Origin of the sequence: Acinetobacter sp. (genome assembly GCF_036659555.1) — a bacterium.
In the GTDB taxonomy this organism is placed as follows: domain Bacteria; phylum Pseudomonadota; class Gammaproteobacteria; order Pseudomonadales; family Moraxellaceae; genus Acinetobacter.
This window is the reverse complement of the sequence record NZ_JAVXCI010000020.1, coordinates 1-12,565: the sequence shown is the minus strand read 5'-3', so window position 1 is coordinate 12,565 and position 12,565 is coordinate 1. Positions and strand designations below refer to the sequence as shown.

The 12,565-nt window shown below is 53.1% G+C and carries 8 protein-coding genes; 5 read left to right on the top strand and 3 right to left on the bottom strand.

Going from position 1 to position 12,565, the window contains the following annotated elements:
• Positions 1–73 precede the first annotated feature (73 nt).
• The 5 genes from RSA72_RS04420 (at position 74) to RSA72_RS04400 (ending at position 10,264) form a co-directional block, all read left to right on the top strand.
• Entirely contained in the window at positions 74–2,584 is a 2,511-nt protein-coding gene (locus tag RSA72_RS04420) for a DUF5682 family protein (RefSeq protein WP_332621729.1), read from the top strand.
• Positions 2,581–3,717: a VWA domain-containing protein gene (locus RSA72_RS04415; protein WP_332621727.1), complete on the top strand. Its 1,137-nt coding sequence runs from the start codon at positions 2,581–2,583 to the stop codon at positions 3,715–3,717. The genes RSA72_RS04420 and RSA72_RS04415 overlap by 4 nt, the downstream gene beginning before the upstream one ends.
• Positions 3,714–5,843 carry an SWIM zinc finger family protein gene (locus RSA72_RS04410; protein ID WP_332621726.1) on the top strand — a complete coding sequence of 710 codons (2,130 nt, stop codon included), beginning with the start codon at positions 3,714–3,716 and terminating at the stop codon, positions 5,841–5,843. The genes RSA72_RS04415 and RSA72_RS04410 overlap by 4 nt, the downstream gene beginning before the upstream one ends.
• A 229-nt stretch (positions 5,844–6,072) precedes the next feature.
• Positions 6,073–9,909, top strand: a complete 3,837-nt coding sequence (gene purL, locus RSA72_RS04405; protein WP_332621724.1) for a phosphoribosylformylglycinamidine synthase — start codon at positions 6,073–6,075, stop codon at positions 9,907–9,909.
• A gap of 226 nt (positions 9,910–10,135) precedes the next feature.
• Positions 10,136–10,264 (top strand): KGW motif small protein, encoded by a 129-nt coding sequence (locus RSA72_RS04400; protein WP_332621723.1) that lies wholly within the window; start codon positions 10,136–10,138, stop codon positions 10,262–10,264.
• Positions 10,265–10,613: 349 nt separating this feature from the next.
• Here the strand turns inward: RSA72_RS04400 and RSA72_RS04395 are convergent, their stop codons facing one another.
• Genes RSA72_RS04395 through RSA72_RS04385 form a run of 3 tightly spaced genes read right to left on the bottom strand, consistent with a single transcriptional unit; the run spans position 10,614 to position 12,536 of the window.
• Positions 10,614–11,228 carry a hypothetical protein gene (locus RSA72_RS04395; RefSeq protein ID WP_332621720.1) on the bottom strand — a complete coding sequence of 205 codons (615 nt, stop codon included), beginning with the start codon at positions 11,226–11,228 and terminating at the stop codon, positions 10,614–10,616.
• Between the two features lie 13 nt (positions 11,229–11,241).
• The gene (locus RSA72_RS04390) at positions 11,242–11,694 is read right to left on the bottom strand and encodes a hypothetical protein (RefSeq protein WP_332621718.1); all 453 of its coding nucleotides are present in this window, start codon (positions 11,692–11,694) and stop codon (positions 11,242–11,244) included.
• A gap of 14 nt (positions 11,695–11,708) precedes the next feature.
• Entirely contained in the window at positions 11,709–12,536 is an 828-nt protein-coding gene (locus RSA72_RS04385) for an FAD:protein FMN transferase (RefSeq protein ID WP_332632804.1), read from the bottom strand.
• Positions 12,537–12,565 lie beyond the last annotated feature (29 nt).

The window sequence follows — 12,565 nt, the reverse complement described above, 5'->3', positions numbered from 1 at the left end:
GCCTATGCGCCGGACGCCCGCATTCTTGAATTTTGGATGAGGCTTTTCATCCCACAATATCCAGCTAAAAAATATGACAGATCTTGCAGCACAGCCGCCGCGCCTGCAGTATGCACTGCAGCTGATCCAGCAACTGGCAGCGCGGGAGATTTATTTCCTCCCCGTCCGGCACCATAGCCCTGCATGCGCCTATGCCGCATTGCAGGCGCTTCGGCAGATTCAGCCCGCGCATATCCTGATTGAAGGCCCCAGCTCATTCAACCGGCTGATTGCCGACCTGCAGCATGCCGACAGCCGGCCGCCTTTGGCTGTGCTATGCCAGACCGAAATCAAGCCGCTGCCTGCCGAGGCGGCTAAGCAGTACCGGACTGCGTATTTCCCGTTTTGCGAATATTCGCCGGAATGGGTGGCGCTGCGCGAAGCGCCGGCGCTGCAGGCGGGCGTTGAGTTTATTGACTTGGACTGGAGCAGCCAGGTTGAGCATGAGCAGCAAGCCAGCGCGCAGCAGACATGGCAAAGCCGCTCTTTGCAGCAGGAACGCTATTTGGCGCACAGCCAATATATTCAGCTGCTGGCCCGCAAGCTGCATTGCCGCAATCATGATGAGCTTTGGGAGCATCTGTTTGAACTGCGGCCCCGTGAGCGGCTGCAGGCATGGCAGGCTTTCTTTGAAGAGGTTTTTGTCTGGTGCGCGATGTCGCGGCTGGATTATGAGCCGGCCGTATTGGAGGCGGAAGCATCTTTAATCCGTGAACAGCGCATGCTGCAGGCTATTCTGGCGCGCTGCCAAAACCGGCAGGGGCCGCTGTGCATCGTCACCGGCGGCTTTCATACTTTGGCTTTGGTGGAGGAATTGGCAGATCAGCTGCTGAATCCAAAGCCTAAAAAAATAGCCCAATTGAAAAGCCGGGAGCAGTCCGATCAGTCATGGCTGATCCGCTACAGTTTTGACCGTTTAGACGCATTGAATGGCTATGCTTCCGGCATGCCGTCACCGGCATTTTATCAGCGCTGCTGGGAACAGCTGCAGCAGGATGGGCAGAATGACGCCGCCGCCCGGCAGCGTTTGGCGGTTCACTTTATTTCTGAATTTTCCGCGCAGCTGCATCAGCAGCAAATCACAGACAGCAGCTTTATTACGGTAAAAACCGCCAGTGAGCAGGCTATAGGCTTGGCGGCGCTGCGCGGCCATGCGCAGCTCAGCCGTTTTGATGTAATTGATGCATGCTTCAGCAGCTTTATTAAGGGAAGCCTGGATGAAGGGCAGCAGGCTTTCCGGCAGGTTCTGCATCAGCTGCTCAGCGGGGCGGCATTGGGGCAGGTAGCGCAGTCGGCACAGACGCCGCCGCTGCTGGCGCAAGTGTATGAGCTGGCAAAATTCCACCGCTTTAAGCTGGATGAAACACTCAGCAAGCGGGCCAAACTGGATGTATTGCGCAATCCGAAGCACCGCTTGCGCAGCCGCTTTCTGCATCTGCTGGACTTTTTGGAGCTGGGCTTTGCCAAGCGCCTGAGCGGGCCGGATTTCCTGGGCGGCGGGCAGCTGAACTTGCTGTTTGAAGAATGGGACTATGCATGGACGCCGCAGGTCGAAGCGAATTTAATTGAGCTGGCGGAATACGGCAGCGAAATGAGCAGCATTGCGCTGCAGAAACTGCTCAGGCTGAAGCAGGACTTTGCGCAGCAGGGGCTGGGGCGTTCTTCGCATCAGGCAGTTCAGCTGCTCATCCGGGCTGCGCTGATGGGGCTGCAGCCGCAGATTCCGGTTCTATTCGCCGAGCTGGAACGGTTTTTGCCGGAAGACCCGGATCTGGATTCGGTGCTGCAGTGCGGGCAAAAGCTGCTGTATTTATGGACTGGAAAAGACTTTCTGGCTTTCCAGCAGCAGCCGGCTTTAAAAATGCTCCTGCAGCAGGCGGTTTCCAGCGCATTATTCCTAGTTTCGCAATGGGCTGCTCCGCCGCTTGAGCAGCAGCGCCAGTATCTGCAGCACTTGCTGCAGCTGCATGGCCTGATCAAGCAGAGTTCATATCTGCTGGAAAATCAAGCTGAGGGCTTGAGCTTATTTCACAGCACTGTTGCGCGCTTAACGCCGGACTGGACGCAGGCTGGCTTGCTGCTGGGCGGCGTGAGCGCGCTGCAGTTTATGGATGGCGTCTGCAGCGAGCAGGAGCTGCATCAGCGGCTGCAGCAGCGCTTTGGCCTTGGCGCTGACCCTGAGCAGGCGGTAAATTACCTTTCAGGCGTCATGCACAGCGCGCCGGAACTGTTATTGCGCTATCCCGCAATGGCGGACTTGCTGAATGAGCTGGTGCAAACATGGGATGAAGCTGTATTTGTCGCGCTGCTGCCCGACCTGCGTTTTGCCTTTACGCATTTCAAGCCTAAAGAAACTGCAGCGTTTGCTGAGAAAATCGCGCAAATCAATGGCGTATCCAGCATGCAGATTGCCCATTACAGCACTGAAATGAGCCAGGAAGAGCTGCTGCAGGGCGTGCATCTCAACCAGCAGCTGAACTTTTTAATCGCGGAACAGCAGCTTGAAAGCTGGCTCGCGGGTACAGAACAAGGAGGCCAGTCATGAGCAGCCATCAAGATGCCGATTCAGCTGCGCGCTGGCGGCTGATTCTGGGGCGCTACAGCGACCGGGCGCTCAATCAGGCGCAATTGGATCATGAGCAGCTGCGCCTGGAGCGCACACTGGACTATTTGTACAACCGCGAATATGAACGCCGCGGGCAGGCTGCGGGCCAATCGCGGCATGGCTCGCTGGATGATTCTCAGCTCACGGCCATCAACTGGCTGAATAATGCGCGCAAGCTTTTCCCGCAAAGCACCTTTGAGCGGATTCAGATGCAGGCTGTGGAGCGCTATCAGCTGGATGCTTTGCTGAAAGACGAAAAAAGCCTGCGCAGCTTAGAGCCGACGCCGCAGCTGGCCAAAGCCTTGCTCAGCATGCGCGGGCGGATGAATGCGCAAACCCGCGAAACTGTGCGCGAGATTATCCGCCAAGTGGTCGAGCAGATTATTGCCCGGCTGAAGCCGAATTTTGTGCACGCAATTCAGGGGCGCCGCAACCGTTTCCGGCGCTCTGTCATTGCCAACAGTCAAAACTTTGACTGGCGGCGCACCATTCAGCAGAATTTGAAGCATTACCATACCGGCCTGAATAAGCTGATTATTCAGCAGCCTTTTTTCAATGCGCGGGTGCAGCGGCATTTGCCGTGGACGGTTGTGCTCTGTGTTGACCAAAGCGGTTCAATGATGAGTTCGGTCATGTACAGCGCAATTTGCGCCAGCATTCTGGCCAGCTTGCCTGCGGTAAAAGTCCATCTGGTTCTGTTTGATACCCAGATTGTCGATTTATCGCATTTGGCGCATGACCCGGTTGAGGTGCTGCTGACCGTGCAGCTGGGCGGCGGCACGGATATCGCCAAAGCTGTGGCTTACTGTGAAAAGTATATTACTCAGCCGAGCCGCACCATTTTCGCTTTAATCAGCGACTTTGAAGAGGGCGGTTCGGTGGCCCATCTGCTGAATGCCGTGAGCCGCTTAAACAGCCAGCAGGTCAAGCTGCTGGGGCTGGCCGCTTTAGATGAACAGGCGAACCCGGTTTATGACATGCAAATGGCGCAAAAGCTGAATGAGCGCGGCATGTCGGTGGCGGCGCTTACGCCGGAACATTTTGCCCAGTGGATGGCGGAGGTGATGCAATGAGTTGGCAGCAGCAGTATTTGGCCTATGATCAGGACAGTTTGGCAACCTATGCCAATGCAGGCTTAGTCCGGCGCGCTTTAAAAGATCTGGATGCAGGAAAAGTCCAGATTTTACAGCAGTCAGCGCTGCAGATTGTGATTGAAAGCGACGGGCAGCAGGTGGTTCTATCGGCTTCAGGCCTGTCCCAAGCCGGCTGCAGCTGCCCGGCTGCGGGCGCATGCAAGCATATTGTCGCAGCGGTTTTATCTGTCCAAAAGCATCTGCCATCGCCGCAGCGCGCAGCTGATCTGCCTGCACATGCGGGCGCTCAAGCAGAGGAAGCCAGTTCCGAAGCGCCGCCGGACAAGAGCGCCGCGCAGTCATCCGCCAGCCTGCTGGATGAAGTGCTACAGCTGGATTTGGAGCAGATTGCGAAGCAGATCGGCAAAGCGCAGCGTGAAAAAGCGCTTAAATTAGCCCAAGCCTATGCGCATGAGGAAAATCCCCAGGCTGAAATCGTGGGCGGCCGGCTTAAAATTGCCTTGGAGATTTTTCCTGAAGGAATTATTTATATCGCAGGCGCCGGCTTTCAAGGCATGCTTTCAGAGATTGAAAAAGATCAAGCGGCTTGGCATTTGGCGGCATTGCTGGCGCTGCATCAGGCGCATGGAAAACGCTGGCCGGCTTTAAGTCTGCCCACACCGCAATCTGCAGCAGCGCTGAGCGCCAGTGAACAGCAGTTTATTGCCGAGCTTGAGCAGGATTTAGCGCAGCTGCTGGCGCAAGGGCTGTCGCATGTGCAGGAGTGGACAGCGCGGCAGTTTTATCTGCTGAATATTTCCGCAAAAAGCGAAGGCTTGCCCCGGCTGGCTGCGATGCTGCGCCAGCTGAGCGGCCAAGTCCGCCAATTGGCGCAGCGCGATGAACATGCTTCGGAAGGCGCGGCCTTAAGCAGCATTGCACAGCTGGCGGCCTATAGCTATCAATTAAGGCACAGTCAGGATAAGCACCTGATTCAGCTGCGGGGCAGAACCCGGCAAAGCTATGCTGCGGATGCTGAACTGCAGCAGCTGGAGTTGTATCCTTTAGGCGCGCGCTGGTGGCGCAGCCAAGGCGGGGCGCGGGGCCTAAGCTTGTATTTCTGGCAGCCGGAAAAACAGGAAATTTTAGAGGTGACTGCGGCCAGGGCAGAGGCTCAGGACCCGAGCTTTGACCGTTACCGGGCATGGTCGCAGATGAGCCTTTGGACCATGACGGCGCAGCAGCTGATGCAGGGCATTATCCGCTTGGAAACGCCCCGTTTTGCTGAAGATGGCCGCTTGGCGGTTTCAGGCGCAAGCGCTGCCCATCCTTTAAGCGCTTTGACGCAGGAGCATTATTTGGAACTGCTCAGGCATGAGGCGGTCAGCGATTGGCAGCTTCTAGTGCAGGACTGGAAAGCCCGGCTGCAGAACGCGCAGCCATTGCCTGTGGCCGTTCTGCTGCAGATTGAGCGTTTTGATGCGCCGCAAATCGATGAAATTGAGCAGTGTGTATGGTGGCGCCTGTATGACCGGCAAGGGCAGGCCATCCGCTTAAGGCTGGATTGGAAAACCGAGGATCTGCCGAAAATCCGCCAGCTTGAGAAATTATGCCGTCAATCGGAGCAAAGCATTGACGCGGTATTGGCGCATGTCAGCATTCAGGGGCAGCAGGCTGTGCTTGCGCCTGTGAGCGCAATTTTAAAGCAGGATGCCGGCTGTACGGTTTTCAGCCTGGATTTCGATCATCTTGCTGAAAAGAAGAAAACCTTGAAAGAAGCCTTGGCTGGGCGGATTGAACAGCTGCTGATGAAGAAACAGCAGCATTATGATGCGGTGCGGCTGCAGCAGCCGCATTTAAGCCAAAAAGTCTGTGAGCCTATTTTAGCGGTCTTGGAAACTTTAAGCTGTTCAGGGCGCCTGCAGTTAACCGCTTCGCAGCGCAGCTGTTTGGAAACGCAGCGGCAGCTGGCGGAAGATGCCGGGCTGAGCGTGCTGGCCAAGGCGCTGGATGCCGTACTGCAGCCGGGGCAGATCGCACCGCGGCAGTTATTGGCTTTGGTTTACCTCTGCGACTCCTTAATTAAAATGCAGGTCTATTTCCCTGTAGATGGGCAGGCAGCTTAAGTGCAGGGCCGGTTTGCGCCTCTATTTAAGCTGCTAGCCGATTATTTTTGCAAGATTTTATCTAAAAAGGCGCAAGAATAGGGAAACAGGCAATTTTCTTGCAGGATTAGCTTACATAATAGGGTTTCCCCATCTAGCTGATTTTTCCTTTTCACAGTAGAATATGTGCTCTCTTCAAAGTCACATTGCGGCGTGGTTCAAAAGACCAGCCCGTGGAGCCAAAATCAGCATGTTTATCGTGGCCGGTGCATCTGCACACTCTTCTTTTAAGAAAACGCAACTATTAACACGTCTATCGTCAATCAGTTCTGTTCAATCAATAGAAAGCCAATGGGTCTATCTGTTTGACCAAGCGCTCAGCGAGCAACAGCAGCAATCAGCTTTACAGCTTTTAAATGATGGCCAATCTTTTGCATTGCGCCAGGCTGCAAGTGATGAAGTGCAAATTTTAGTCACCCCGCGCGTCGGCACTATTTCGCCGTGGTCTTCTAAGGCGACCGATATTTTCGCCAACTGCAATACGCCTGTACACCGCCTAGAACGCGGTGTTTTGTTTATTTTGAAGGGTGTAAAAGATATTTCAGACGCAGTGAAACTTGCGCTGCATGACCGCATGACCGAAAGCGTGTTCAGTCAAATTGAAGACGCCGCCGCGCTGTTTTCTGAAACTGCACCGAAGCCTTTAAACTCAATTGATATTTTGGGCCAAGGCAAAGAAGCTTTAGTCAAAGCCAACTCTGAATTCGGCTTTGCGCTGTCCGATGAAGAAATTGACTACTTAACGGCTGCTTTCAACAAGCTCGGCCGCAACCCGCATGACATTGAACTGATGATGTTTGCGCAGGCGAACTCGGAACACTGCCGCCATAAAATTTTCGGTTCAGAATGGACAATTGACGGCGAAAAACAGCCATTGTCACTGTTCCAGATGATTAAGAATACCTATAAAGAGTCGCCTACAGACGTGCTGTCAGCCTATAAAGACAACGCATCGGTGATTGTGGGCTTTGACACGCAGCGCTTCTATCCGAAGAAAGATGCTGAAACCGGCCACCACATTTACAAGTACAAGAGCCAGGCCGCTCACATCTTGATGAAAGTGGAAACCCACAACCATCCTACCGCAATTGCGCCATTTGCCGGCGCGGCCACAGGTTCAGGCGGCGAAATCCGCGATGAAGGCGCGACCGGCCGCGGCGGCAAGCCGAAAGCAGGCTTAACCGGCTTTACCGTTTCCAACCTGAACATTCCGGGCTTTGAACAGCCTTGGGAAGAAAACTACGGCAAGCCGTCGCGCATGGCGTCTCCGCTGCAGATCATGATTGAAGGCCCGTTGGGCGGCGCAGCATTCAACAACGAATTTGGCCGCCCTGCCTTAAACGGCTACTTCCGTACGTTCGAGCAGAATGTAAATGGCGATGTGAAAGGTTTCCATAAGCCAATCATGATTGCCGGCGGCTACGGCAACATCCGCCCTGACCATGTCGAAAAAGACGCGATTCAGCCGGGCGACTTGCTGATCGTGCTGGGCGGCCCGGCCATGCTGATCGGCCTGGGCGGCGGCGCAGCGTCTTCAGTTGACAGCGGCAAGCTGGGTGAAAACCTTGATTTCGCTTCGGTGCAGCGTGAAAACCCGGAAATGGAACGCCGCTGCCAGGAAGTGATTGACGCCTGCTGGCGCATGGAAGACTTCAACCCGATTGTGTCTGTGCATGACGTAGGCGCGGGCGGCATTTCCAATGCCATGCCTGAGCTGGTGAATGACCATGAACTCGGCGCTGTGCTGGATCTGCGCAAGATTCCATCGCTTGAGCCGGGCATGTCGCCAATGGAAATCTGGTCGAATGAAGCGCAGGAACGCTATGTATTGGCGATCCGTCCAAGCTCTTTAGAATTGTTTGAATCGCTGTGCGCGCGCGAACGCTGCCCGTTTGCCGTATTGGGCGAAGCGACCGAAGCACGCCATTTGACCGTAAATGATCCATTGTTTGAAAACAAAGCGGTGGATATGCCAATGCAGGTGATGCTGGGCGGCACGCCGCGCATGAGCCGTTCTTTTGAAACCATTGAGCGCAAAGGCGACGGCTTTGATGCATCTAAAGTCACAGATTTAAAAGACGCCATCTACCGCGTGCTGAAAAATCCGACAGTTGCCTCTAAATCGTTCCTCATCACTATTGGCGACCGTTCGATTACCGGCATGGTGGCGCGTGACCAGATGGTCGGCCGCTGGCAAGTGCCTGTAGCGGATGCTGCGGTAACGACTACAAGCTTAGTGGGCTACACCGGTGAAGCGATGGCGATGGGCGAACGTCCGCCGGTGGCTCTGCTGAATCCTGCCGCTTCTGCGCGCCTATCGGTTGCGGAAGCCATCAGCAACATCATGTCGGCAAAAATTGAGCAGATCAGCGATATTAAACTGTCTGCAAACTGGATGGCGGCAGCCGGCCAGAAAGGTGAAGACCAGGCCCTGTTTGAAGGCGTCAAAGCCATCGGCATGGAAATGTGCCCTGCGCTGGGCATTGCCATTCCAGTCGGCAAAGACTCGCTGTCTATGCGCACCACTTGGAAAGACGAAGGCGAAGACAAAGCCGTAACTTCTCCGATGTCAGGCGTAATCACTGCATTTGCGCCAGTGACCGATGTGCGCAAAACCTTGACGCCTGAATTGAAAAATGAAGCCTCTGTGCTGGTGCGCATCGATTTGTCTAAAGGCCAGTTCCGCCTTGGCGGTTCAATCCTTGCGCAGGTTTACAAGGCAATCGGCTCGGTTACGCCAGACGTCGACAGCTTTGATGACTTCAAAGCATTCTTCGCGCTGGTGCAGGACTGGAACAGCCGCGGCTTAATCAAAGCCTACCATGACATTGGCGACGGCGGCTTGCTGGCGACTGTTGCGGAAATGATGTTCGCTTCACGCTTAGGCGCGGCTTTAGAAGAGCAGTCTGCTGCCAGCCTGTTTGCTGAAGAAATTGGCGCAGTGCTGCAGATTTCAGAAGCGGACTGGGCTGCGCTGGAAGCTGAAGTGGCGGCGTCCAGCCTGAAAGATGCGATTTCTGTTGTGGGTACAGTCAACGATACTGATACTCTGACCGTCAATGGCTTAAGCCTGCCGCGTGAAGAGCTGCAGCTTGCTTGGACTGAAGTATCGCACCAAATCCAGCGCCTGCGCGACAACGTGGAAACTGCGGATCAGGAATTTGCTTTAATCACCGACAAATCTCATGCAGGCTTAATTGCCCGGCCGACATTTGACCTGAATGAGCCAATTGAAGCGCCGTACATCAACGAACGCCGTCCAAACATGGTGATTCTGCGTGAACAGGGCGTAAACGGCCAGGTGGAAATGGCAGCGGCGCTGGACAAAGTCGGTTTCAACGCCATTGACGTGCATATGAGCGACTTGCTTGCCGGCCGTGTTGATTTGAATGATTTTGAAGGCTTGGTAGCGTGCGGCGGCTTCTCTTACGGCGACGTGCTGGGTGCGGGCGGCGGCTGGGCCAAATCAGTTCTGTTCAACCCGAAACTGCGCGACCAGTTTGAGAAATTCTTCAACCGCGATGAGACTTTCTCTCTCGGCATCTGCAACGGCTGTCAAATGCTGTCGCAATTGGCGCCGCTGATTCCGGGCGCTGACGCATGGCCGCGTTTCCACCGCAATACCTCTGAAATGTTTGAAGCGCGCGCAGTCAACGTGCGTGTGGAGAAATCCAACTCTGTACTGCTGGAAGGCATGGAAGGCTCGATTCTTCCAATCGCCGTAGCGCATGGCGAAGGCCGCGCGGTGGCAAGCGCAGAGAGCATCGCCGCGCTGAATGCGGGTGATCAGGTGATCTTGCGCTATGTAGACAGCCAAGGCAACCCGACACAGCATTATCCATTGAACCCGAACGGTTCGCCGGAAGCGATTTCCGGTGTAACCTCGAAAGATGGCCGCGCAACGATTATGATGCCGCATCCGGAGCGCAACTTCCGCGCGGTTCAGCATTCGTGGAAGCCTGAAGAATGGACGGAAGATGGCGCATGGCTGCGCATGTTCCGCAATGCGCGAAAGTTCATTGGTTAATCTGAAGTCAGTGTTTTGAAAGCCGCCTTCGGGCGGCTTTTTTATTGGGCGGTATTTTTTGCTGTTCTTTTAATTTTTAATTCTCCCGCTGGACTTGGTTTGGATTTTGCTTTTATATTGGAGATGAATAGATTTTGTGTGTTTTTTGCGCAATGATGATGCACTATGGAAGACAGATGGATCACTAAACAAATTCAGTATCAACACTCATGCATGAGGTGATGACATGATTAAGACAGTTGCGTATGGAGCAGTCAATAAGTCTGCTTTGCAGAAAAAAGGATGGAAGCTGTTCGCTGCTGTTGTGAGCTTGCAGCTGCTGTTTTTGCTATTAGGCTATGCCTTGCATATTTGACAGCAAAGCCCCCCCCGGCAAGCTGCTGCCCCATAGCTGGGCCCTAATGGACTCTGGATGCGCGGGTGCAGCATCCCTTCGCTGCACTTTAAAGCAGTGTTTAAAACTGGCTCAGGACGCCATGTATAGGCAGCAAAGGCTTGTGCCTATTTTTATAAAGAGCAGGCCTTTCGCAGGCAGGGGGTGGCCTGCGCCAAGGCGCTGAAACTTAAGAAGGGATAAATAATCTGCTTTTTTACCCAAAAAATAATCTATAAATCTGTTTTAAATAGGCATTTAAAATCGATTTAAAAATTACTGCGGCAATGCAGGTAAAAAATGCGGGACTGCGCTTGCCGGAAGGCGGTTTTTACTTAAAGCTGTGAAAGTATTTAGGCAGCGAGCAGGCAATTATTAATCCTAAAATAAGCAGGCTGAAATATATAAATAAAATTGTGAAAGCGCTGATGCAGAAATTCAGTTCTTTGCATGCGCCCAATAACAGGGGGATTCCCCACGATAAAATAGAAATAACGGAGCTGCATAATAAAATCCGGCGCTGCTTCAGGCTGAGCGCTTTAAACAGATAGCCATTAATATTATTTTGTATCAGGGGGAGAATCCGGTGGTGAATCCACCAGCCATTCACGCTGAGGATAACGACAATAAATAACTTTGCCCATACTTTCTGATTTGAAAGGCTGTGGTAATCAGCAAGCCAGTAATATATCAGATAAGCTATTCCAGACAGCCATAATACGCATAAGCCCCAGAACACAACTTGGCTGCTGTGCTTGAATATTTCGTAGAATTCTTTGCTGATCCGCTGCTTGATTAAAAAACGTATAGCCAGCATATCCAGTAAAATAGCGCCGCCAAGCCCCAGCGCTAAACCTGCCAAGTGGAAAACTTTTATTAAAGTTTTGGGCTGGATTTTAAGAATATCAACAAGATCAATGAGAATAAGCATGACGGCAGCTGCCAATAGAAGTGGAGGATTATAAATCGCGGTGTTTGCTTTTTTTCTTAGGGGTTCTTTTCCTCAGAAAATAGCCAATAAAAATATGCGCGGGGAGCAGCAGCAGGCAGAGTAGGCCAATCCAGATGTGCAGCCATTTCATGTTTTCATGCCAGTCTTCCGGGCTGTAATATAATCCTGTGCCTGAAAATATTAAAATCAGCATGCAGGAAAGCATCATTAAGCCGCTTGCAGTATTGCGTTTCCGGTGCAGTGAGAGCCGGACATGCACAGACAGCAGCGATCCGACAAGGAGCAGCATTACGGCTGCGGAAAGGCCGTGCAGCTTTAATGTATTGACGCTCCATTCGGTTGGCTCCTGCATTTGCCAGTCCTGCGCATAGGCGAAATAAATACCCGTGATGCTTAGAATTGACCAAACTGCATAAAGCCCCCAGCGGTGCGGTTTAGACAGGCGAATGGAAATATTCACGATATAGGTGTCCTTTATTGCAGAATAAAAGCAGCTGCTGAAAAATGCCTTAAACACGGGTGGTTTGGGTTGGCGCTGACTGCAACGACTTTGGTTAAAGCATCGGCAGCCCATGCAAGCGGGGCAATAACACTGAAACTGTGCGGTGTTAATATTGGCTGGCGGGTGGCTGGATCAACCAAGGCGCTTACGCGCTGTGACTGGCATTGCCGCTGAGAATAATAAATTGAAGAGGTTGCAACAGAGCCTTGCGACAGCTCGCCAATGCTTTGCAGCTGCTGCGGATTTTTTGGATCCCTGAGCATTATGCTTTCCGGCGCTGCGCCTAAAACGCGCAGATCTCCCCCTGCATTGACAACAGCTGAGCAGATGCCGCGCTGCCTTAAACATTGGATGGCCGCATCGACAGCAAAACCTTTGGCAATGCCGCCTAAGTCAAGCGCAATCGGACTGCGGTAATAGACATGATGATCAGGCAGCAATTCCAGCTGCGCCTGAGAGCAGTTCAAAGGCTCAGGGTGAAATGCATGCTTGGGAAGCAATTGCCATTGAACCAGGGCATCTGCCACTGTGCAGTCAAATAAGCCTTGGGAGGCATAATGCATGCGCTGGGCTCTTTTTAAAACAGCATAAGTCCACGGGTGAACTTTAACAGGAGCAAGATAGGCCTCGCGGTTGATCAGGCTGAGTTCGCTGGACTGATCATGAAAGCTCATTAAATTCTGAATGGCCTCTATGCGGCCAAAAGCCGCATCAATTGCCTGGTGGGCCTGCTGCTGAGATAAAACTTGGTTCAGTTTTATCTCAACGACAGTGCCTAATAATGGGCGGGCCCTTACTATTTTAATGATTTCAATACCAAATCATGCAG